This is a genomic window from bacterium (genome assembly GCA_019637795.1).
Lineage (GTDB): Bacteria > Desulfobacterota > Binatia > HRBIN30 > CADEER01 > JAHBUY01.
Genome location: JAHBUY010000002.1, coordinates 285107 through 308792 on the forward strand (window position 1 = coordinate 285107; position 23686 = coordinate 308792).

Below are 23686 nucleotides of genomic sequence, written 5' to 3' on the forward strand. Positions count from 1 at the left end.
CAAAACCGATCGTGTAGATCCCACGAAACGCTTTCGCTTGAGCAACAGCTGAATCGTCGCATTCCACTCTCGGGCAATCCTGGCGCTGTGCAAGAGCGCGTTCGACCGACCCAGTGATGGATAGGGCCAACAGGACCGGCAGAACCAGCGCGCGAGTTGCCGGCATTCTAACGCGAGCGGTCAGCCGCGCGGGCCGCAGGCCCGCGTCGGCTGCACCGCATAGTTAGCCTACCCTTCACCATGGAAGCAGCGCCCCGAGCGCCGAGAGAGCGAAGGTGGGGGGAACGGACCATGCGCTCAACTTGAGCAACGCGCGCTGCGACGGCGCAAAGGAGGTTCCAGGATGCGCTGTGGCCTCCGCATCGAGGACACGACGCGCGGGCGGAACGAACCAGACAAGAACGTTGCCCACGAACAACGCGACGGGAATGGTGCCCAGCACCACTGGAAGCGTGGCGAGCAGCACGGCAACACCGCCTGGTTGTGCGGGGAGGGATTGCTCAGGGTACAGCAGTCGGTGAATGCGATCGATGCCGACGAGGGTAAGAAGTAACGTTGGGATCCAGACGGCGAGCACCGCGACCGGCAGCAGGAGATTCCACGGGCTCTTTCGCCGCTTCGCTCGTTCACGTGCCGCGTCGAGATACGTCATCATTCGTCGTCGGGCTAACGCTGCCGTTCAGCCGCGCGGGCCACGCCGCGCCGTGTCCCGTCCGATCGGCCTCGCGGCCCGCGTCGGCTGCAATGGCTTGTTAGGGCGGCGGCGCGAGTAAGGAGCCGTTCGCGACGGCTCGCGCGCGGCACTCGACGACGAGACGCAGCGCCATCCGTGCTGGCGCGAGCAGCGCGGTGCCTCCGGAGCGACGAGCCCACCGCGCCCGCCGGCGACCAGAGGGCCCGCGACGAGCTGGATCGTCGCTGTGGTCGCAACCCGTTCAACCTGCCCCTCGTCTCCGGAGTTCCTGCCGGCCTAACGCTGCGGTTCAGCCGCGCGGGCCACGCCGCGCCGACTCCCGTTATTCGTTCGGCCCCGCGGCCCGCGTCGGCTGCAACCGCTTGTTAGGGCGGCGTCGCGAGTGAGAAGCCGCTCGCGACGGCTCGCGCGCTGCAGGCGACGACTCGACGCAGCGACATCCATGCTTGCACAAGCGGCGCGGTCGCTCCGGAGCGACGCGCCAACCGCGCCCGCCGACGACGACACGGCCAGCGAGGGACTGGATGGTTGCTGTGGTCGCGACCCGTTCAACATGCCCCTCGTCTCCGGAGTTCCTGCCGGCCTAACTACATTTATCCAGACTAACGGTTCTCATGACCCCCGCCTGTGCGGGGCGGGATAACGGGATCGGACTGTGTGGGAGAATAGCGCCGAGTTCGACGCTGGTCCAACAACTTCCGTGGCGCGGGTGCAGGTGGCGCAGGAGATGGCATAGCCGCCTGGCCAGGCGGCATAACGGGCGAAGCGCAGAGTCGATCGGCCGGGCTGGAGACGCCGCGACCGCCGCGGTTGAGAACGTGCGCGTAGATCATCGTGGTCTTCACATCGCGGTGGCCGAGCAGCTCCTGCACGGTGCGGATGTCGTAGCCGTCCTCCAGCAGATGGGTGGCGAAGCAGTGCCGGAGCGTGTGCGACCCGACGGTCTTCGCCAGGCCCGCACGGCGCGCGGCGGTAATGTCCGCCGCCGTCCCTGACCACGGGGCTGCGCGGAGCGGACTGGCCGGCGGGCTTCGGTGCGACGCGGATCAGGGCGCGCAGCCGAAGAGCGCGGCGTTCACCGCGGCCACCAGGTCGCTGATCTCGACCGCGCCGTCGCCGTCGCCGTCGGCGGGCGGACACGCCGCCAACGCCTCGGGGTCGAGCGCCGCCCGCACGGCGAGGATCAGCTCGTCCACGGTCACGCTGCCGCTGCCGTCGCAGTCGGCGTGGCAGGGTCCCGGGGTCGGCGGCGGCGGTGGGATGGCGAGGGCGAGGGCGACGGGCTCGTAGGGAAGTCGCGGCACCTGGCCGGTGAGGCGCCGTGCGACGAGGTCGACCTGCAGCGCCGTGCCCGCGTAATCGAGCAGGTACAGGAGCCGCCCATCGGGGTGCAGCTCGGCGTCACTGACCAAGAAGGCGCGCGACAACGGGAGCGTGGCGACGAATCCGTAGGTGGTCGCGTCCACCGTGTGCACGCGCACGTCGTCGGTGACGACGTACACGGAGCGGCTGTCGCTCGACACCAGGAGCTTGCGCACCGACTCCCCCGGCGTGCGGATGCGCTCTTCCACCGCGAGGCGGTCGAGGTCGACGGCGATGAAGCCGCGCGCCGTGGGCACGATCTCCGAGAGATCAGCCGGCGCGTACAGGCGCCGGCCGTCGGGACTGACGGCGAGATCGCCGATGATTGGCGCCCGCAGCGCCGCCGTCTCACCGCCGCTGGCCACGTCGGCGACCACCAGCTCGGTGACGGGCGCGGCGGTCTCGTCGCACTCCGCGGGAAGGCGCAGCGCGTACACCGTCCTGCCGTCGGGCGCCCAGGCGCTGTCGACGACGCAGCCGAGCGGTAGCACGCGGCGCAGCGACCAGGTGCGCAGGTCGACCTCGACCAGCCCCAGCCCCGGCGCCGTCAGATGCGCGAGGCGCCCGTCCGGAGCGATGGCCATCCGCGAGCCGGGAGCCGGAATGGTGCGTGCCACGCGGTGGGTCGCGATCTCGATCACCTGCACGGCGTATCCGAGCACCGCGTAGAGGTAGCGCGCGTCGACGCTGACCTGCAGGTCGGAGAGGGCGAACGCCTCGTGCGCGACCGCGAACGGCGCGCCGGCCCGCAGCGAGGACAGGTCGATCGGAGTGATCAGGTCGTCGAACTGGCTCGCGGCGTAGAGCCGCGGCGGATTGGTCGGCGGTCGCGGCTCCGGCGTGGGGGGGACGGGAACGGTGACGCGCAGCAGATGGTCCCCCTCGGCGTCGGTGATCCAGAAGCGTCCGTCCGTTCCGATGGCCACGTCTCTGGCGAAGTTGGCGGGCAGATCGAAGACGGTGATCTCGCCGCGCGGGGTGGCGCGGATGAGCTGACTGGAGAGCTCGCCCAGCAACCAGGCGTTGCCGTCCGGGCCGGCGAGAACCTTCAGCGGCCGGGGCGAGGGAAACGGGGTCAGGAAGCCGGTCAGCGCACCGTCCGGCGTGAGGCGGCTGAAGCGACTGGACAGCCAATCGGCGAACCACAGGTTGCGGTCGGGCCCCGTTCCCATGGCGGCGATGGCGTTGATGCGCGGTCGAAGCCCCACCGGATAGGCGCGCATCCCGTCGGCGGCGAGACGCACCACCGTGTTCTCGCCCGCGGCGGCGAACCAGAGCTCGCCGTCAGGACCGGCGGCGATGGCGGTCACCTGGCGTTCGGCGCCGACGTCCACGGCGCGCACGCTCCCGTCGCGCCCGATGCGATGGAGCACGTGGCCCTGCCGGGGGCGCGTCCAGACCGCGTCGCGCGTGGCCACCATCGCCACCGGCTCGTCGAACACTCCCGCCGGCGTGGGCGCGACCCGCAGCCACGGCCGCAGAACCTCGCCGGCCGGGGTGATGCGCCCGACCGCCATGTCGGGCGGAGACAGAAACCAGAGGTTGCCGTCGGGCCCCGTGATGAGGGAACCGTAGCCGATGCCTTCGGTCGGCTCCGCCAGGGGGCTGAAGTAGTCGATGCCGCGCTCGCCGCTCAGGCGGGCGATGGCGGCGCGGTCGGGCGCGGTGAACCAGATGTTTCCGTCCGGGCCGAGCGTGATGCTGAACGCCGCACTACCCGCGAACGGCCCGGGCTCGAGCGGGATCGACTCGACCTCGAGCGTCTGCGCCCCACCATCGGCGGCGAGCAGCAGCATGACGCCGGCCAGCAGCGTCGACACCGCGCTCACCGCTCTTCTGCCCGCCATGGGGCGAAGGCTACGGCACCTGACGCCGGGCATGCAAAGACGGCACTTGCGTCGGACGGACGCTCGCACCTGCGCGTCCCCTGACGACGCCGGCCCGTGGTCTGGCGATCGCGGCCGCTACGGCCGCTTCGACTGGCACGCCCGTCCATCCCATCCACCGGCATGCGCGCGCCGCGCCCGCCCACGGATGCGACGGCGCGCAGTCGGGCGACGATCGGAGGCGGCGCCGCTCGACCGCGCAGCCGTCATGCTCGGCGGATCACCACCGGTTGGCGCGACCGCACGGCGACACCGCCGCGCAGGCAGGTCCACGTCCGCGTCCTTGCGGGTCGTCGGCGCGGGGTGGTAGTGCCGCGACGCCTCGCCATGCACCCATCGATCGCCGCGACGCCGTGCTCGTCGACCCGACGCCCCGGGGACCGGGCCGCCCGATGAGCGAGCGCGAGCGGCTTCGCCGGCCGGATCCGGCGCGGACCGGGCCGATCCGCAACTGGTCGATGCTCTACCGCCGGGGGGACGCGTGGCGCGGCGAGGCGCCGGGCGGGTGCGCGCCACCGCCAGGCGACGACCCGGGCGGCGCCCGCGGCGATACGATCTCGCACGCGGTGGGGCTCGGCTACCAGGTGGTGCAGGAGCAGATCCAGCAAGGCCAGCGGATCGCCGAACAGATCAACAGCCGCGCCTACGATTCCGGGGCCATCGCCGGCGACCTGCGCGAGGTCGGCGACCGCGCCTGGCGCTACTTCGCCGATCTCGGCGCGCTGTGGGTGGACTACCTGAGCGCGATCGCCGGCGACGGCGAGCTGATGCGCAAGCTGTTCGAGGCCTGGCAGCCGGCAGGCGCGCCGACGACCGCGGCAAGCGGCGGCGCGGCCGGCATTGCCGTCGAGATCGCGTGCGACCGGCCGGCGCAGGTCGCGCTCGCCGTGCGCGACGTCGATGCGCGCGCGGCGTTGATCTGCCAGCCGCTGCGCGCGCTCGAGGCGGAGACGCCGCCGCTCACCGACGTCGCCTGCGAGCGCGCCGCCGACGGCGGCCTGACGGTGCGCATCCGCGTGCCCGCGGCGCAGCCGCCCGGCGTCTACATCGGCGCCGTGATCGACGCCGCGACCGTCCAACCGCGCGGCACGCTGCGCGTCAGCCTGACGTGACTGGAATCGCGTGACGCCGCCGCTGACGCCACCGTTCGTCGCCGAGACGCTGCGCGAGTACGGCGGGCTCGTGCGCGAGGCGCTCGCCGACTACCTGCCGGCGCGCGAGCCGCGCCGCCATCTCTACGATCTCCTCGCCGAGTATCCGCGGCGCGCCGGCAAGATGATGCGCCCCAGCATCTGCATGGCCTCGGCGCGCGCCTTCGGCGCGCGGCCGGGCGAGGCGCTGCGCACCGCGGTCGCCATCGAGCTGCTGCACAACGCCCTCCTCATCCACGACGACATCGAGGACGGCAGCGAGGAACGCCGCGGCCAGCCGACGCTGCACCGGCTGCACGGCATCCCGCTCGCCATCAACGCCGGCGACACGCTGACCCTGATGAGCCTGCGGCCGCTGCTGGAGAACGCCGTCACCATCGGCCCGCGCCTGGCGCTGCGCATCCTCGAGCAGACCGAGCGCATGGCGCGCGAGTCCGCCGAGGGGCAGGCGATCGAGCTCGGCTGGCGGCGCGACAACGCCGTCGACGTGGACGACGCCGCCTACCTCGCCATGGTGCTGAAGAAGACCTGCTGGCTGGCGACGATCTACCCGAGCTGGGTCGGCGCGATGATCGGCGCCAGGGGCGGCGTGGCGCTGGAGCCGTTCATCCGCTTCGGCTTCTTCCTCGGCGCCGCCTTCCAGATCCAGGACGACGTGCTCAACCTGGTGGACGACTCGGGGCGCTACGGCAAGGAGCTCGACGGCGACATCGCCGAGGGCAAGCGCACGCTGATGCTCATCCATCTCTTCCGTCACGCGACCGAGGCGGAGCGGGCCCGGCTCACCGACGTCCTGCGCCGGCGCCGCGACGATCGCACGGCCGAGGACGTGCGCTGGGTGCGCGAGCGCATGGACGCCTACGGCTGCATCGAGCACGCGCGCCAGATCGCGCACGGGCTGGCGGGCGCCGCGCTGCACGAGTACGGGCTGGTCTACGGCGGGCTGCCCGAGTCGCGCGACACGCGCTTCCTGGCAGGCCTCGCGACCTGGGTCTTCGAACGCACGTAGGGCGGGCGGCGGACATGAGCGACCAACCCCCGATCCGCGTCGCCATCGTCGGCGGCGGCTGCGCGGCCATCACCACCGCCTTCGAGCTGACCCATCCGCGGCACCGCGGCCGGTACGCGGTGACGGTGTACCAGGTCGGCTGGCGGCTGGGCGGCAAGGGCGCCTCGGGACGCGGCGTCGCGGGACGCATCGAGGAGCACGGCCTGCACGTTTGGATGGGCTTCTACGAGAACGCCTTCCGTTTGCTGCGCGAGTGCTACGCCGAGCTCGGCCGGCCGCCGGGATCGCCGATCGCCGATTGGCGCGACGCCTTCGCGCCGGGATCGTACGTCGGCGTCGCGGAGGCGCTGCCGGATGGGAGCTGGCGCGACTGGACCGGCCACTTCCCGCCCGCCGACGGCCTGCCCGGCGATCCGTTGAGCGAGCAGAATCCGTTCACCGTCACCAGCTACCTGGCGCGCACCGCCAGCCTCCTGCGCGCGCTGCTGCGCTCGTGCCAGGCGCGCCAGGCGGACCACCGCACGCCGCGCCCAGACCAGCCGGCCGACGCCGGCGCCGACGACCGCCGCGCGCCTGCCGATCTCCTGTCGGAAGCGCTCGACCGGATCGGGAAGTACGGCATGCTGGCGAGCCTGGCGAGCCTGGTCGAGGTCGCCGGCCTGCTCGAGACCGTCCTGCGCACGCTGGCGGCGGACCAGCAGCACACGGTGCTGCGGGTGGTGAACGCGCTGGCCGCCAACGCGCGCCGGCAGCTCGAGGCGCTCGCCGCGCGCGACGACGAGATCCGCCGACTGTGGGAGGTCATCGACCTCGCCCTCGCCATCATGCGCGGCATCGTGCGCTTCGGCCTCGCCTTCGACCCGCGCGGCTTCGATGCCATCGACGACTACGAGATCAGCGACTGGTTGCGGCTCAACGGCGCCTCGCGGCGCTCCGTCGACTCGGCGTTCATGCGCGGGCTCTATTCGCTCGCCCTCGCGTACGAAGACGGCGACTTCCGCCGCCCGCGCGTCGCCGCCGGCCAGGGCCTGCGCGGCGCGCTGCGCATGTTCTTCACCTATCGCGGCCAGATCTTCTGGAAGATGCGGGCCGGCATGGGCGACGTGATCTTCGCCCCGTTCTACGAGGTGCTGAAGCGGCGCGGTGTGCGCTTCGAGTTCTTCCACCGCCTGGAGAACGTCGCCCTCGCCGATCCGGCGCGGATGGCGCCGGGCGAGCGACCGCACGTCGCGGCGCTGGAGTTCGACGTCCAGGCCACCGTGGCGGACGGCGAGTACCAGCCGCTGGTCGACGTCGGCGGACTGCCCTGCTGGCCGGCCCAGCCCGACTGGACGCAACTCGTCGACGGCGAGCGCCTGCGCGCCGAGGGCTGGGCCTTCGAGTCGTTCTGGGACCGGCGCAAGACGGCGACCAGGACGCTGCGCGTGATCGACGACTTCGATTTCGTCGTGCTCGGCATCGGCGTCGGCGCGGTCCCGCACACCTGTCGCGAGATCCTGGCGCGCGACGCGCGCTGGCGGACGATGACCGAGCAGGTGAAGACGGTGGCGACGCAGGCCTTCCAGATCTGGATGCGCGAGGACATGGAGGCGCTCGGCTGGCCGATCCCGTTGACCACCATCTCCGCCTTCGCGCAGCCCTTCGACACCTGGGCGGACATGGCGCAGACGCTGCCGTACGAGCGCTGGCCGATTCCGCCGCGCGCGGTGGCGTACTTCTGCTCGGTGCTGCCCGACCTGCCCGGGCCGCCCAATCCGCGCGATCCGGACTACCCGCAGCGCCGGCGCGCCGAGGCGAAGCGCAACGCCATCGCCTTCCTGGACCGCGACATCGCCCACCTGTGGCCGGCCGCCGCCCGCCCGGGTGGCGGGTTCCGCTGGGAGCTGCTCGTCGACCCGGCCGGCGACGCGGCGGCGGGCGCGACCGCCGACGCCGCGCGCTTCGACTCGCAGTACTGGACGGTGAACGTGAACCCGTCCGACCGCTACACCCTGGCGCCGCCCGGCAGCCTGCGCCACCGCATCTCGCCGCTCGACAACACCTACGACAACCTCACCATCGCCGGCGACTGGACCGACTGCGGCTTCAGCGAGGGCTGCGTCGAGGCCGCCGTGATGTCCGGACGGCTGGCGGCGCACGCCATCGCGCAGTGGCCGCCGCTGGAGGAGATCATCGGCTACGATCACCCGTGACCATGCGCCGCGAGCTGATGATCCACGGCGCCACCGGCTACACGGGCCGGCTGCTGGCGCGCGCGGCGGCGGCGCACGGTCTGCGACCCATCCTCGCCGGCCGCGACGCGGCGCGCCTGCGGGCGGTGGCCGAGCCGCTACGGCTCCCCTACCGGGTGGTCGCCGCCGACGACGGCCGCCAGCAGCGCGACGCGCTGCGCGACGTGCGGGTGCTGCTCAATGCCGCCGGCCCCTTCGCCACGGCGCCGCCGTGGCACGACGCCTGCCTCGAGGCCGGCGCGCACTACCTCGACGTCGCCGGCGAGCTCGCGGTCTTCGCCGCGCTCGAGCAGCGCGACGAGACGGCGCGGCGGCGCGAGGTCATGCTCATGCCGGGCGTCGGCTTCCTGGTGGTCGCGGCGGACTGCCTCGCGGCGCACGTCGCGGCGCGGCTGCCCGGGGCGCGTCGCCTGCGCATCGGCACCTCGCGCTCGCTGCGGCTGTCGCGCGGATCGCTGAAGACCATGCTGACGCTCGTCGCCGATGCGGTCACGGTGCGGCGCGACGGCGTGTTGACGCGGGTCGCGCTCGGCGCCGTCGAGCACGCGTTCGACTACGGCGATGGGCCGCGCCGCAGCACCGCGATGAGCATGCCGGAGCTGATCACCGCCTTCCGCACCACCGGCGTCGGCACCATCGACGCCTGCGTCGAGGTGAGCGCCGTCGAGCGCGCCGCCTTTCAGCTCGCGGCGCGGATGGCGTGGCTGGTGCGCCACCCGCTGGCGCAGGTCGCCCTGCACACCCAGGCCGAGCTCCTCCCGGAGGGCCCGGCGCCCGCGCCGGGCGACGGCGCCGCGCGCGCGGTGGTCGTCGAGGCCGAGGATGCGCGCGGGCACGTGGTCGGCGCGCGCCTGCGCACGCCCGAGGCCTACCGCTTCACCGCCGCGGCGGCGCTGGCGATCGCCGGCCGCGTGTTGCGCGGCGAGCTGCAGCCCGGCTTCCAGACGCCGGCGCGCGTCTACGGCGCCGACTTCGCCCTCGCCATCGACGGCACGCGGCGCGAGGACCTCGCGCGCGCGTGACCCGGGGCCCCGCGTCGTCGGTGGCCAGCCCGCGCGACGCGCGCGGGTCGCAGCTCACGCCAGATCCGCGAGCAGGGCGCGCGCCGCGCGCAGATCGGGCGTGTCGAATCCCTCGCCGAAGCCGGCGTAGGCGCGGCGCAGCAGGTCCCCGGCCTCGGCGCGGCGGTCGCGCGCGCGCAGCAGCTCGGCCAGGCTGACGGTCGCGCGCAGCGCCAGCGACCGCGCCTGCTGTCGCCCGGCGATCGCGATCGCGCGCTCGAAATCGGCGCCGGCCGCGTCGTGCGCGCCGGCGTCGGCGGCCAGGGCGAGCTCGCCGCGCAGGCGATGCAGCTCGGCCTCGTAGAAGCGGTCCGGCCCGCTCGCGGCATGCGCGAGCGCCTCGGCGACGCTCGCCGCGGCGGCGTCGAGATGGCCGGCGGCGCGCTGCGCCTCCGCCAGGCCGGCGAGAAAGTACGAGCGCATGAACTCGGTGCCGCTGGCGCGCCACTCGGCGAGCGCCTCGGTCAGCCGCGCGATGCCCGCCTCGGCCTCGCCGAGCTGGCCCTCGGCGACGCCCAGGTGCAGCGTGCCGGCGCAGCGCAGCACGTCGAATCCGTGCTCGGTCGAGATCGCGATCGCCTCGCGGCTGTATGCGGCCGAGCGGGCGAAGTCGCGCCACAGCTCCGAGGCGGTGGCGGCGTAGGTGCAGCAATAGGCCAGGCTGAAAGGCGACGCGAGCGACCGCGCCAGCGCCAGGGCTTCCTCGATGCGCCGCTGCCCCTGCTCGGGATAGCCGAGCATCCACAGCGCTGCCGCCAGCAGCGACAGACACGCGACGGCCGGATCCTGCGGAGTCAGCGCCGCGAGCGGCGCTCCGCGGTGCGAGCGGTACAGCGCCACCCCGGTCTCCAGCAGCGCGCGCGCCGGCCCCAGCTCGCCGAGGTAGAACTTCGTGTAGCCGAGCGCGTTGTGCCCCTCGATGAGGTACTCGGGCGCCCGCGTCTCCTCGCCGATGCGCAGACACTGCTCCGCGAGCTCGTTGGCGACCACGTGGTTGTCGCGGACGATGTAGAAGGTGCAGAGCCCGCGCACCACGGGAAACAGCTCCGCCGTCTCGCCCAGCCGCCGGCACAGATCGTGGGCGGCGCGGTAGTTCTGTTCCACCTCGGGCGAGGCGTAGCCGCGCGCCGACGCCAGGCTGAGCCCGAGCAGGACGCGCAGGGTGAGCTCGGCGCCGTCGCGCGACGGATCCGCCGGCAGGCCCTGCAACAGCGCCAGCGCGGTGCCGTAGTGGTTGATCGCCTCCGCGTGCGCGGCGCGCTGGCTCGCCCGCTCCCCCGCCGTCTGCCACCAGCGCACCGCCTCGGGGATCATCCCCGCGCCCGTGTAGTGTCCGGCGACCACTTCCGGCTGCGCCTCGCTGGTCGAGTGGAACGGCCCCGCCAGGCATTCGGCGACCGCGCGGTGCAGCGCCGCGCGCGGCTCCTTGAGCAGCGAATCGTAGGCCGCTTCCTGGATGAGCACGTGCTTGAACAGATACGTCGTGTCGGGCAGCGCGCCGTCGGCGTAGATCAGCTCCGCGTCGACCAGCGCGGCGAGGGCGGCGGGCAGCTCCGACTCCGCGTGCGGCCAGATCGCGCGCAGGAGCTGATACGAGAACTGCCGCCCGATGACCGAGGCGACGCGCGCGACCTGCTTGCCCGTGCCGAGTCGGTCGAGGCGCGCCATCAGCGAGTCCTGCAGCGTGCCGGGCACGCGCGGCTGGCTCGCCGGCGACTCCACCACCATCCGCACCAACTCCTCGACGAACAGCGGCACGCCGCCGGTGCGCGAGACCAGCGTCTCGATCACCGGGCCCGACGGCCGCAGCTCGGCGGCGAGGTGGGTGATCATCGCGACCACCTCGTCGCGCGTGAGCTGGCTGAGGTTCATCTGCGCGTGATGCGGGCGCGACGGCCACGGCGGACGGAAGATCGGCCGCGTGGTGAAGAGCAGCAGCAGCGGCACGTCGGCGCCCTGCTCGGCGAGCAGCGCCAGCAGCTCGAGGGTCGACGGATCGACCCAGTGCAGGTCCTCGACCACGACCACCGTCGGCTGCAGCCGCGCGGTGGCGCGAATCCAGGCGACCAGGCTCGCGATCAGCTCGCGGCGTTGCTGCTCCGGCGAGAGCGTCGGCGGCGGATAGCGGTCGGGCACCGGCAGGTCGAGCAGCGGCGCCACCAGGGAGACGGCGGTGGCGGGCGGGAGGCCGACCTGCGCCACGGCCTGCTCGATCGCCTCGATCTTCTCGGCCGGGCTCGACTCGCCGCGCCCGGCGAAGCCCTGCTGCAGCATCGCGGTCACCGGGTAGAAGGCGCTGCTGACGTGATACGGCGAGCCGCCGCACTCGATGCGGGTGTGCGGCACGGCGCGCAGGTCGTCCTTCAACTGCTCGACCAGCCTGGACTTGCCGATGCCGGCCTCGCCGGAGATGAGCACCACCTGCCCTTCGCCCCGCTGCACCCGCTCCCAGCGCGAACGCAGCAGCGCCCGCTCGGACGCCCGTCCGACGAACGGCGTGAGGCCGCGCGCCGCCGCCGCGGCGAGGCGGTTGAGCGCGCCGCTCGCCCGTACCACGCGATAGATCCGGGTCGGCTCGGCGATGCCCTTGAGCGGCGGCGCGCCGCGATCCTCGACGTGGAAGAGCCCCGACACCAGGCGATGGGTCGCCGCCGTCACCAGGACGCTGCCCGCTTCGCCCAGCGTCTGTACGCGGCCGGCGACGTTGGTGGTATCGCCGAGCGCGATGGTCTCCACGTTGAGCCCGCCGCCGACGCTGCTGACCACGACCAGTCCGGTGTGGATCCCCACCCGCGCCGCCAGGCGCGTCCCGTCGCCGGCGACGATGGCGCCCACCTCCTCGGCGACCGCCAGCCCGGCGCGCACCGCGCGCTCCGCGTCGTCGCCGTGCGCCGCCGGCCAGCCGAAGTAGGCGACGATGCCGTCGCCCTGGTGCTGGGCGACGCTGCCGCCGTAGCGCGCGATCAGCGCATCGGCGCGGTCGTGGTACGTGCGGACGAGCTCGAAGTAATCCTCGAGATCGAGGCGGGCGCCGAGGTTCGTCGAGCCGACGAGGTCGCAGAAGAGCACGGTGAGCTGCCGGCGCTCGCCGGCGCCGGCCGCCGCGCGCGCATCGCGCGCCAGCGGCGTGCCGCAGCCGTTGCAGAAGCGGGCACCGCTCGGGTTGGTGGAGCCGCACGCGCGGCACGCGGCGGCGGTGGCCGGTTGCTCGGGCATGTTCGTCAGGCGTTCGCCTTCGTCCGCGGGGGCGGCGCCACGTACCACCAGGCATCCTCGAAGGTGGCGAGGCCGTGGCCGCGCGCGAACTGGTCGCGCAGCTCCGCCAGCGCGGCGCTGGTCCCGTAGACCGATCCGACCGGCAGCGACTGCGCCGGCTTCGGCGGCTTCCCGCTCCACCAGCGCGGGGCGCCCCAGTTCTCCCACTCGTCGCTGAGGATGCTCTCGACGACGAGCTGCAGCTCGTCGAGGCGCGCGATCGCCTCTCGCGCCTCGGCCACTGTGAGCCGTTCCAGGCACGACGCAGCGGGCTGCAGCCCGATCTGCAGGAGCGCGCGGGTCAGCGCCAGCAGCTCGTCGGTGGACGTCCCCTGACAGAAGGCGTCCAGCGGCTCCGCCTGCAGCCAGCGGGCGAACGCCTCCTGCTGCGCCGCCGGCAGCGCCTGCCGCAGTCGACGCTGTTCCGCCGCCTCCGGCAGCGCGCGGCGCAGTCCATCCAGCTCGCGGGCGAGCGCGGCGCGCAGGCGCGCCCGCGCCTGCGCCGCCAGGTTCTGCGGCTCGACGGTCGCGTCGGCGGCGACGAGCAGCTCGGCGCGCGGCCGGACGACCGTCCCGGCCGCCGTCGCGGTCGGGGCCGGCTCCGACAGCCACCAGTCGACGTCGTCGCGCGCCGTCCACGCCCCGTCGGCGTCGCGCCACGCCAGCAGCTCGCCGAGCTGCTCCTCGACCCCGAGCCGCATCCAGAACGGCCGCCACGGCTGCAGGTTCTCGACGACGACGCCGGGCATCGAATCGACGCTCTTCACCGCCAGGCCGAGCCGCTCGACGATCGGGTGGCTCACCGACTTGTGGACGCGGACGTGGACCCCGTTCTCGATCTCGCGGGCGTCGTAGATGTGGGTGATCGCGCGCCGGGTGCGGACCAGCGCCTGGTAGCAGGCGTGGCCGACGTGTTCCGCGTCGCGATACTGCTTGAGGCCGATCCAGTCGAACGGCCGCCCGAGGGCCAGCGGCTCCAGCGCCAGCGCCTTGGCGCGGTCGATGTCCGGCGCCTGCGCGGCGGCGGCGGCGGTCTTGCGCGCCAGCTCCTCCGCCATGCGCTCGCCCCAGCCCTGGGCGACGGCGTTCCACCCGACATCCGAGTTGTACGGCAGCAGCGGTCGCTCATCGATCTCCAGCAGCGTGCGCGATTCGGCGCGCTGCCGCAGGTCGAGGGCGGGGAACATCTCCGTCGCCAGGCGCAGCATGCTGCGCTCGGCCACCGGGCCCGAGCGCGTGAGCCAGGCGTCCGCTGGCTGGTCGATCGCCGCGGCCACCGCGGCCCGTCCGTTGACCTCGCGGTCCGAGATCACGGCGCGGCCGCTGTTCGCGTATACGAAGGGCGTCAGCAGGGCGAGGCTCACCAGCTCGTCGCCCTGGTACACCTTCACCGGCACCGCGAAGCTCAGCTCGCGCTCGCCCCACCAGCCGATGTTGTTGGTCGCCGACCACATGGAGCCGAGCTGATCGGCGCACGTGCTCACCAGCAGGTAGACGTACGACCCGCAGGTCTGGAAGCGCAGCCCGGATCCCGCCAACGGGGCGTTCATGGTGCGATCGACGAGGCGCGCCAGGTGCGCGGGGTCGGCGAGGAGCGGGTACACCTGGAGGGTGACGTCGGGGAAGGCGAACGGACCGCACACCGGCTGGGTCGCGGCGCCGAGCACGCTGTTGTACGGCACCGTAGCCTTGGGGCTCGCCGGGTCGAGCGCGGGCGTCGCCGCGGGCTCGGCCGCCGGCGCCGGCTGCTCGTCGCGCCATCGGCTGTCGGCCGCCATGCCGCCGGCGGCGCTGCGCGAGCAGATCACCCGCCCGCGGTCGTAGAAGAGGTCGACGTCGTTCCAGAACGGCAGCGTGGGCTTCAGCACCGCGATGGGCGCCCCGCCCCCGTCGTCGGATTCGCTGGCCACCTCGAGGCCGAGCGACTCGATGATCGGCTGCGCGGCGTAGCGATGGATGCGCACGGTGAAGCCGCCCGAGGGATCGCCGCGCAGCAGGTGCACGTCGCCCATCAGCCCGCCCTGGTTCAAGCGCTCGAAGCCCATGCTCGAGGACACCAGGGCCTGATAGCAGGCGGCGTTCGGGTCCTCGACGGCGCGGAACTGCTTGAGGGTGATGTTCTCGATCGTCGCCCGCGCCGAGGCACCGGTCGCCGCCGGCGCCCCGCGGGGCGACCACCACGACGGATCGGGCAGCAGCGCGGCGAGGGTGCCGAGCGCCTTGCCGCACATCGCGCGCAGCGACTCCGGGCTGCGCGTCGCGTGGTAGCCGCGGATGCCCGGCGCCAGCATGATGTCGATCGCCTCGCCGGTCAGGCTCAGCCAGCCGCGCAGCGCGTCGCCGAGGCTGGCGAGCGGTGTCCACGGGTTGCTCGGATCCGGCGGAAACACGGAGTACGTCGGCGGCGGGGCGCGATCGATCTGCACCAGCACCCGCGGCACTTCGCGCTGGCCGGCGTACAGCCTGGGGAAGAGCGGCGTGCTGACGGTGAACACGCGCTCGCCAGCCAGGGGATCCTGGGTCCACAGCGGGATGTCGGCGTCGACCTCGGCCAGCACCTTGGGCCAGCCGTAGACCTCGCGGCCGGTGGTCAGCGAGAGCTGGTCGTCGACGAAGATGAACGGCGACACGCACGCCCAGTTCTTGAACACCAGCCGGCCGCCCTCCTCGCGCCACCACTCCAATGGCACGGTGAAGGTCATCTCGTGCTGCGACACCCAGCCGAGGTTCTGCGCCCGCACCGACGCCGGCGACATCGAGCCGTAGTTCAGCACCATCAGGTAGACGTACGGCAGCGACGGCCGGAAGCGGGCGATCGTCGGCGGGATGTCCATGTTGAGGTACTGATCGCAGAACGCCGACAGGCGCGACATGTTCGCCCTGAGCGGAAAGACGCGACTGGTGACGCCGCGGAAGATGAACGGCGGCGCGGTCGGCAGCGCCCCGTCACCAGGGTCGCCGGAAGGGTCGACGTAGCGCGGCTTGTGCGCCGGGCTCATCGATCGCGATCCTCCCTGCCGTCGCTCGCGCGGATGATCCATGCGCGCGCGGCGCGGCAGCGCCGAGCTCCACGCGGAGCGGTTTGCCCCCCTCGATGATTACCGGCAGCTCGGGGACGTGGCTGTCGGCGAGCCGCTCGCCCGCGATCGTGCGCCAGGGCTTGAACCACTCGCAGCCTGTGCCGAGCGCGCCGACGCGCGCCTCGACGCCGTCGGAGACGACCAGCACGCCGTTCGTCGCGAAGAAGCGAGGGGATCTCGGCCTGGTAGGTCTGGAGCTGCTGGAAGGCGCTCCAGATCGTCGCGCTCTCGTCGGCCGCGTTCTTGAGCTCCAGCGCCGCCAGCGGCAGGCCGTTCACGAACGGCGCTACATACTCGAGCGCGGCGTCTTCGACAACGGATTCAGTGAAGGCGCTCATGACGCGATCCAGTGCGCCACGGGACGCGCGAGGAACTCCTCGAGCGCGATGCCATCGCCGCCGACCAGCAGCGTGCGCTTCGGTCCGAACGCGTCGGTGAAGGCGGCCATGCCGGCCGGAATTTCGCGCGCGCGGCCGCTCCTGACCTCGATGGCGGCGAGCCGGCGCCCCGACTTCACGACGAAGTCCACTTCGCGGTTGCGCTCGCGCCAGTAGTAGAGCGCGCAGTCGCCGGCCGCGGCGGCGTTGGCGAGATGCGCGCCGACGGCCGACTCGGCGAGCCGCCCCCGGAACTCGCGATCGCCGCGGGCCTCGTCGAAGGAGAGCCCGCTCGCGGCGCTGAGCAGCGCCGTGTTCAGCACCTGGAGTTTGGGACTCGAGCCGCGGCTGCGGGCGGCATCGCCGGCGACTTTCTGCAGGCCGACGACCAGTCCCGCGCCCGCGAGCAGATCGAGATAGTGCGCGAGCGTCGTCGTATTGCCGGCGTCGTGGAGCTGCCCCAGCATCTTCGTGTACGACAGGATCTGTCCCGAATAGCGGCAGGCGAGATCGAACAGCCGCCGCAGCAGCGCCGGCTTGTCCACGCGCGTGAGGAGCAGCACGTCGCGCGAGACCGAGGTTTCGATCAGGCTGTCGGCGATGTAGCGACGCCAGCGCTCCGGCTCGCCGATCAGCGGCGCCGCGCCCGGATAGCCGCCGAAGTACAGGAACTCATCCAGCCCGAAGCCGAACGCCGCGCGCATCTCGGCAAACGACCAGTGCGGCAGGTGCAGCAGCTCGAAGCGGCCCGCCAGGCTCTCGCTCATGCCGCGCGCGATCAGCAGCGGCGCCGATCCCAGGAGCACCGCCTTGAGCGGCACGCGCCGGCGCGTGTCCTCGTCCCACAGGCGCTTCACCGTCTCGGACCAGCCGGGGATTTTCTGGATCTCGTCGAGCACGAGCACCGCACCGGTCTTGCCGGCCCCGCCGGCGGTGAGGCGCGCCGCCTCCCATTGCTGCGCGATCCACTCCGCCCCGCGCAGCGTCGGCTCGTCGGCGCTGGCGTAACGCACCTCGGCGGCGAGGTCCTCGGCGACCTGCTGGACCAGCGTGGACTTGCCCACCTGCCGCGGCCCGGCCACGACCTGGATGTGGCGCCGCGGCCCGGCGAGCCGACGGGCCAGCTCCGCCGCCTGGGGCCGGCGGTAGGGAGAACCGGAGGTGCTCACGACACTGAGTATTTTTACTCAGTGACCTGAGTCGCGCAAGGACGCGACGTACTTGAGGAAGACGAGGCCGAGGACGACGTCCTTGTACTCGGCGGCGTCCATCGAGCCGCGTAGCGCGTCGGCCATCCTCGATACGACACAACACCTTCACCACGGAGGCACGGAGACACGGAGGGTGCAGCGTCGGAATGGCGGGTGGGTGCGAATGGTCATTGCTGATGGCGTTGGGGATCTCGCCCCCACCCCTCTTGTCCAGGTTGCTCCGTGTCTCCGTGCCTCCGTGGTGAAATGCCTTCGTCACTTCGAGGCTGACTACCGTTGTCGAGGCGTCGAGGCCAGGCGCGCTTCGCGATCCGCGCGCGTCGACCACCAGCCGCCCGTCCGCATCTCCGGCGCGCGGAAGACCGCGCAGGCGACACCGGAGGCGCGAGCGGGGTGTTGCCGCGGCGCTTCGCCCGGGTCGTCGCGTGGATCTCGTCGCGGCGGTTCAAGGAAGCCCGAACGGGGCGATGAAGCCGAGGCCGGGGTCGGTGCGTTCGAGGCGCAGGATGGTGGTCGGGCCGCGGGTGACCAGGAGCTGGGCGTCGTCGAACGTCAGCCGGTCGCCACGCGCCAGGGCGCCGGCGAGCGCGGCCATCGCCGGCGCGGCAGGCGACGGCAGGAGGACGGAGTGGTAGTCGACCGCCCCGCCGGCGACGACGCGGCCGGCGAGCACGACCTGGTGGTCGTGGTCGAAGTAGAGAACGGGCCGCGCCAGCGCCGTCCGCAACTCGGCGACGAAATCCGGGTGCGCGCTGGCGAGCTCGGCGAGCGAGCGGCGCGCCCAGGTCAGGGCCGCCGCGCAGCGGTAGGAGCAGGGGTAGAACGGCACGATCATGGTGTGCAGGTTGTTCAGCTCCCACGGCCAGGGCGTCGCCGCGACGTCGTCGGCCACCGCGGTGCGGGCGAAGCTGTGGTAGCGGTTGGCGCTGTTGTTGGCGCGATCGTCCTGGTGGGCGAACGCCTCGACGCAGCACGGGGGATAGCCGACCAGCTCGCCCAGCTCGCGCAGCCCGGCGCTCGGATCGCCCTCCGCCTGCAGGTGGGCGGCGCGGCGGGCGAGCCGCGGATCGCGCGACAGGTAGAGCTCGACCATCGGCTCGCCGGCGTCGCGCTGGTCGCGCCAGCGATCCTGCGCCTCGACCTGGACGCGCCGTTCGCGGCGCTCGCTGTGCACGTCGCCGAACCACGCCAGCGTCGCCGCCTCCGCCGCCGGCGGCACGGTGAGGAAGGTCACCGGCTTGAGACCGGCGCGGAAGGCCCACAGCTCGAACGGCTCGCGCGGCGCGGCGAGGGCGAGCGGTTGGGGAACCGGACCATCGCCGGCCGGCAGCACGCCGCGCAGACCGAGGCGGGCCAGCAGGTCCGCCGGCCGGCGGGCGGCGATCGACGCCGACTGGCGCAGCGGCCGCGCCGCCGGCAGGTGCCGGCAGCGCAGCGCCGCCAGGCCGTCGCGCGCCAGGCGCAGCGCCGCGGCGGCCTCGGCCAGGCCGTCGCCGGGCGCGGCGCCGGGGATCAGTTGCGCCAGGGCGCGCAGCGGTCCCGCGGGCACGGCGCGCGGCGCGACCAGATGGCGCTCGCCGAGCCGCACCTGCTCGCGCTCGCGCTCCCAGGTCCACAGCACCGGCGCGTCGCCGGCCTCGACGCGCACCGCGCCGCGCTCGCCGCGGGGCGCGACCCGCAGGGCGATCGTCCACGCGCCGCCGCCGGCCGTCAGCTCGAGCGCGAGACCGGCGCCGGCGAAATGGGCGTGGCGCAGCGCGGCGCCGGGGCGCAGGGCGTTCACCAGGGCGAGGGCGTGGACGAGGCACTCGCCGAGATCGCCGTCCGCCGCCTCCGGCAGCCCGGCGGTCTCGACCGTCAGCCGGCCGCCGGCGGCGCGCGCCAGCAGCGCCGACACGGCGCGCAGGCCCGGCAGCGTCACCCAGCCATGGGCCACGCGCACGCCGGCGGCGGCCGGCACCGGGCCCAGGTCGCACAGCGCCTCGTGCAGGGGAGCCTGCACCACGGCAGCGCGGCCGAGGGCGGCGAGGCGGAGCGCCGCTTCCAGCCCGGCGCGCGGCGGCAGCGCGACCGCCGCGGCCGCCTCGGGGTGCGCGGCCAGCGCGTCGTCGAGCGTCGCGTGGCGGGGCAGATCCGGCGCCAGCGGCTCGCCGCGCGCCACGGTGGCGACCACCCGCAGACGGCGCGAGCGGCGCAGCGGCTCGAGCCACGCGCGGGCGCGGGCGCCGGCGCCGACCAGCAGCACCGGGCGCGGCGCGGCGGCGTCAGCGGAATCGACCGGGTCTGCCATACCGGCGGCGGCGAATTTGTCTGGGCATCGCGAATTCCATCCAGTATACGGCACTTTGCATGTCGAATCAGCGGTGCGCGCCCGACCGCCCCGTCGCCATCCTCAGCTTCCACAGCCACAGCGATCGCTCCTTTCTCGACGACCGCGAGCTGGCGCTGCTGTCGGGCACGCTGCGCGAGCACGCGATCGACAACGACCTGATCGTCGTCGCGATCACCCCCGAGATGGAGGCCGAGGACCGCGAGCTCGAGCCGCGCCTCGTCGACGCGCTCGCGGCCTACGACCCGATCGTCTACGAGCGCGTCTGGAGCCCCCGCCTGGTCGAGCGCCTGCGCCGCCGCCTGCCGGGCAGGACCTTCATCGGCCTGCGCGGCGAGCACGAGCTGCTGCAGTCGGCGCCGGCCGACATCTTCTGCAACGGCGAACCGCGCCATCTGCTGGTGCCGCTGGTGCAGTGGCTGCGCGGCGAGCGCCCCAGCGCGCCCGCCCAGGTGCTGTTCCGCGGCAGCGACGGCGGCGACTGGCGCGCGCCCGCCGACGGCGTCGCCAGCGAGCCGCTGCCGCTGCGCTACGCGCCGAACCTGCGGCCGCGGGTCATCAATCCCGAGCGCCTGCCGGCGCAGCGCACCTTCTCGGTGGTCGGCAACGTCGGCTGCCCGTTCCAGCTCGACGCCCGCGACAACCCGCTCTACGCCGGGGTCGCGATCCCCGAGCGCTTCGGGCGAGGCTGCGCCTTCTGCACCACCGGCAACTCCTACGAGCACCGCCCCAACGCCGAAACCGCGGCGTCGGTGTTCGAGCAGATTGCCTACATCCGCCGGCAGGCGCCGGAGATCACCCGCCTGGTGCTCAAGGACCAGAACCCGTTCGCCTACCTCACCGAGGTGATCGAGCGCTGCGCCGCCGAGGGCGTGTCGGGCTTCACCGTCCTGCTCGAGACCCGCGCCGAGTGGTTCCTGCGCAACGCCGGGCGCTTCGATCGCGCCCTGGCGATCGCGCAGCGGATCGGCGTCCGCCTGGCGCCGTTCCTGGTCGGGATCGAGAACTTCTCGCAGCCGGAGCTCGACCGCTTCAACAAGGGCATCACCGCCGACGTCAACATCCAGTTCCTCGAGACGCTGTGGCGCTGGCAGGAGACCTACGGCGAGGCGCTCGACCTGACGCACGCGGCCTTCGGCTTCATCCTCTTCTCGCCGTGGACGACGATGGCCGACCTGGCCACCAACCTGGCGGCGATCAGGCGCACCCGCTTCGACCGCCTGCGCGGCAGCCTCCTGCTGTCGCGGGCCCGCCTCTATCCGGACACGGCGCTCTACTACCTGGCCGAGCGCGACGGCCTGCTGGTCGCCGACTTCGCCTCCGAACGCGACAACGCCTCGCGCCGCTACGGCTACTACCCGTCGCATCCGTGGCGCCACGCGCACGCCGACGTCGCCCACTTCGCCCGCCTCGCCACCGAGCTCGCCGAGCGCAACGGCAGCCGCGACATGGTGAGCCTGTTCGCGGTGCTGCTCGACGCCTTCGCCGCCGCCGGCGACGCCTGGCCGTCGCTGACCGCCGACGCCGTCTGGAGCCGCTACCAGCAGCCGCGCCAGAACGAGCGGCCGTCGCTGGCGCCGGCGAGCGACGCGCTGCGCCAGCGCTTCGCCCGCCTGGTGCGGCCGCTGGCGGTCGACGAGGTGTTCGCCGGCGGCTGGCGCTTCGGGCCGCTGCGCGCCCAGCCCGGGCGGGTCCAGGTGGCGCTCGAGCACGCGGTCGAGTCGCCGCTGCTGGTCGAGATCGTGCCGCACGGCCCGGGCGCCCGCTTCCAGCGCTCGCGCCACTACGACATCCGCGCCACCGGCAGCGACTTCACCGCCGCGCAGCGCCAGGCGTTGACCACCCTCTGCCAGGCGATCAGCGCCAACGATCGCTGAGCGCGGCGGGCGCCCCGGACCGGGCCCGGTCGGCACGCGTGCCGAACCGTGCAACTGCGCTACGGCGCAGTATTTTTCGTTGGTTGATAAAACGCGAAGGGCGGTTGTAGAGTGCGCGCGTGAAAGAGGTCAAACTGACCGCCTTCCCGGACTCCCTGGAGTACCGGTTCCTCACCGCGCCGGGATCCCACGCGCACCCGGCGGCGCCGCTCGACGACGTGCTGGCCGACGCCCGCCGCGTCGACGCCGCGCGCGTCCAGCGGGTGACCATCGCCGGCGGCTCGCCGCTGCGCCACCCGCGCTTCGTCGAGATGGTCAACGAATGCCGCGCCCTCGGCCTGAACGGCCTGGCGCTGGAGACCGACGCGGCGCCGTTGCAGCGGCGCGGCGTCTCGACGCTGCTGGCGCGGCTCGGATTCCGCGAGCTGTTCGTCGTCATGGGCGGCCTGCACGCGCCGGCGCACGAGGCGGTGCTGCGCGAGCGCGACACCCTGCCGGCGGCGCTCGAGGGACTGACCCGCGCCCTCACCCAGGCGCGCGCCGGCGGGCCGCGGGTCTACATCGTCGTGCCGCTCCTCCGCGCCAACCGCGACGACGTCGCGCCGCTGCTCGAATGGGCGATCGGCGTCGGCGGCCTGCAGGGCTTCCTGCTGGCGCTGCCCGAGATCGCGCGCGTGCCGGCGGCGCAGCGCGATCAGCTCCTCTCGTACTCGGCGCAGGCCGAGGTGGCGGCGCGCATCTTCCAGCGCTGCCACGCGAAGAAGATCGAGTACGGCTTCTCCACCAAGCGCGGCATCCTGCCCTGCGCCAGCGGCGAGGCGCTGGAGCCCTTCGCCACCGTCTTCTACGACCGCTCGCAGTTCTTCCGCCACGCGCCGCGGCCGCGGCGCGAGGCCGAGCTGGCGCGCATCGAGGCCTGCGCCGAGTGCTCGCTGAGCCACAGTTGCGACGGCGTCGAGATGCCGTACCTGGAGCACTTCGGCACCGCCGAGTTCCACGCCGTGCCGCTCGAGCGCTCGATGGGCTGGAAGCTGCGGCGCATCAATCGGCTCGAGGAGTTCGAGTATCGGAACATCTCGCCGTTCACGAACGACTCGCCGGTCAATCCGCGCGGCCTGATCCGCATCAACGGCCACTGCAACATGTCGTGCGCCTTCTGCTTCGTCGACCGCACGGCGCCGGACTTCGACGTCGACCAGCTCGAGCAGGAGATCGCCGAGATGGCGCGCGGCGGCACCCGCCACCTGGTCATCTCCGGCGGCGAGCCGACCCTGCACAAGCGGCTGCCGGAGCTGATCCGCTTCGCGCGCGACCAGGGCGTGTTCGACGTCATCGAGATGCAGTCGAACGGCGTCAAGTGCGCCGACTTCGACTACGCCAGGGAGCTGGTGGAGGCGGGCCTCAACAAGGTCACGTTCTCGCTCCACAGCGTCGACCCGGAGCACTCCGACGCCATCACCCGGCTGCCGCACGCCTTCGGCCGCACCATCCAGGCGATCCACAACTTCCGCCAGCTCGGGGTGCTGACGCAGATCGCCCACGTGCTCACCAAGGCGAACTACCGCGAGCTGCCGGACACGGTGCGCTACCTGCGGCGCGAGTTCCCGGCCGAGAGCGGCCACCTCAGCATCTGCCTGGCGATCGCCCAGGGCATCAGCGACCTGGTCTTCCAGTGGGTGATCCCGACCTTCAGCGAGATCAAGCCGTACGTCGCCGACGCGCTCGACTACTGCCTCGAGCACGACGTCGGCTTCGGCGGCATGATCGGCCAGGGCGGCTATCCGCCCTGCATGCTCGACGGCGAGCTCCGCTACTACCGCGGCGTGCTCGACAAGGTGTTCCGCAGCAGCGACTCCTCCGACCAGTTCTACAAGTCGGAGAAGTGCAAGGAGTGCAGCTTCGACGCCTTCTGTCTCGGTCCGCGTCGCTCGTACGTCGAGCACTACGGCGAGGACGAGATCCGCCCCTTCCGCGTCGACCTCGATCAGTTGCCGGTCGCGCCGGCCGGGGCGCGGGTCGACTACTCCGCCGAGGCGGCTTCGCTCAGCCTGGCCGGCGCCGTGGCGCCGGCGCCGACCGCCGCGCCGTCGCATGGCCCGCTGCCGATCCTCAAGTAGCGGGGCGCCGGCCGGCGCCCCGCGGGCGCGCCGGAGCGATCGGCGG

Annotated in this window: 12 protein-coding genes and 3 pseudogenes; 6 read left to right on the top strand and 9 right to left on the bottom strand. The window is 73.2% G+C overall.

Going from position 1 to position 23686, the window contains the following annotated elements:
• Window positions 1-235 precede the first annotated feature (235 nt).
• The 3 genes and pseudogenes from KF840_06580 to KF840_06590 form a co-directional block, all read right to left on the bottom strand.
• On the bottom strand, window positions 236-652 hold the full coding sequence (locus KF840_06580; GenBank protein ID MBX3024560.1) for a hypothetical protein: 417 nt from the start codon (window positions 650-652) through the stop codon (window positions 236-238).
• Window positions 653-1296: 644 nt separating this feature from the next.
• Window positions 1297-1665 (bottom strand): annotated as a pseudogene (locus KF840_06585) (tyrosine-type recombinase/integrase).
• Between the two features lie 75 nt (window positions 1666-1740).
• Window positions 1741-3903, bottom strand: a complete 2163-nt coding sequence (locus KF840_06590; protein MBX3024561.1) for a hypothetical protein — start codon at window positions 3901-3903, stop codon at window positions 1741-1743.
• 431 nt (window positions 3904-4334) lie between these two features.
• On the opposite strand from KF840_06590, the gene KF840_06595 reads away from it, so the two are divergent.
• The 4 genes from KF840_06595 to KF840_06610 are packed head-to-tail and all read left to right on the top strand — an operon-like array spanning window position 4335 to window position 9355.
• Window positions 4335-5054 carry a hypothetical protein gene (locus KF840_06595; protein MBX3024562.1) on the top strand — a complete coding sequence of 240 codons (720 nt, stop codon included), beginning with the start codon at window positions 4335-4337 and terminating at the stop codon, window positions 5052-5054.
• A 10-nt stretch (window positions 5055-5064) separates the two neighbouring features.
• Window positions 5065-6102: a polyprenyl synthetase family protein gene (locus tag KF840_06600; GenBank protein MBX3024563.1), complete on the top strand. Its 1038-nt coding sequence runs from the start codon at window positions 5065-5067 to the stop codon at window positions 6100-6102.
• 14 nt (window positions 6103-6116) lie between these two features.
• Window positions 6117-8294, top strand: a complete 2178-nt coding sequence (locus KF840_06605) for an NAD(P)-binding protein (GenBank protein ID MBX3024564.1) — start codon at window positions 6117-6119, stop codon at window positions 8292-8294.
• Between the two features lie 2 nt (window positions 8295-8296).
• The gene (locus KF840_06610; protein ID MBX3024565.1) at window positions 8297-9355 is read left to right on the top strand and encodes a saccharopine dehydrogenase NADP-binding domain-containing protein; all 1059 of its coding nucleotides are present in this window, start codon (window positions 8297-8299) and stop codon (window positions 9353-9355) included.
• A 54-nt stretch (window positions 9356-9409) separates the two neighbouring features.
• Here the strand turns inward: KF840_06610 and KF840_06615 are convergent, their stop codons facing one another.
• The 6 genes and pseudogenes from KF840_06615 to KF840_06640 all read right to left on the bottom strand — a co-directional run bounded on the left by KF840_06615 (window position 9410) and on the right by KF840_06640 (window position 19607).
• Window positions 9410-12610, bottom strand: a complete 3201-nt coding sequence (locus tag KF840_06615; GenBank protein MBX3024566.1) for an AAA family ATPase — start codon at window positions 12608-12610, stop codon at window positions 9410-9412.
• 5 nt (window positions 12611-12615) lie between these two features.
• On the bottom strand, window positions 12616-15648 hold the full coding sequence (locus KF840_06620) for a hypothetical protein (GenBank protein ID MBX3024567.1): 3033 nt from the start codon (window positions 15646-15648) through the stop codon (window positions 12616-12618).
• Window positions 15649-15739: 91 nt separating this feature from the next.
• Window positions 15740-16010: pseudogene (locus tag KF840_06625) on the bottom strand (hypothetical protein).
• A gap of 53 nt (window positions 16011-16063) precedes the next feature.
• Window positions 16064-17275 (bottom strand): ATP-binding protein, encoded by a 1212-nt coding sequence (locus tag KF840_06630; GenBank protein MBX3024568.1) that lies wholly within the window; start codon window positions 17273-17275, stop codon window positions 16064-16066.
• Between the two features lie 42 nt (window positions 17276-17317).
• A pseudogene (locus KF840_06635) lies at window positions 17318-17401 on the bottom strand (type I restriction-modification system subunit M N-terminal domain-containing protein).
• 361 nt (window positions 17402-17762) lie between these two features.
• The gene (locus tag KF840_06640) at window positions 17763-19607 is read right to left on the bottom strand and encodes a DUF483 domain-containing protein (protein ID MBX3024569.1); all 1845 of its coding nucleotides are present in this window, start codon (window positions 19605-19607) and stop codon (window positions 17763-17765) included.
• 59 nt (window positions 19608-19666) lie between these two features.
• On the opposite strand from KF840_06640, the gene KF840_06645 reads away from it, so the two are divergent.
• Both KF840_06645 and KF840_06650 read left to right on the top strand, forming a co-directional pair.
• Window positions 19667-21523, top strand: a complete 1857-nt coding sequence (locus KF840_06645) for a hypothetical protein (GenBank protein MBX3024570.1) — start codon at window positions 19667-19669, stop codon at window positions 21521-21523.
• Window positions 21524-21642: 119 nt separating this feature from the next.
• Window positions 21643-23640, top strand: a complete 1998-nt coding sequence (locus KF840_06650; protein MBX3024571.1) for a radical SAM protein — start codon at window positions 21643-21645, stop codon at window positions 23638-23640.
• Window positions 23641-23686: the final 46 nt, after the last annotated feature.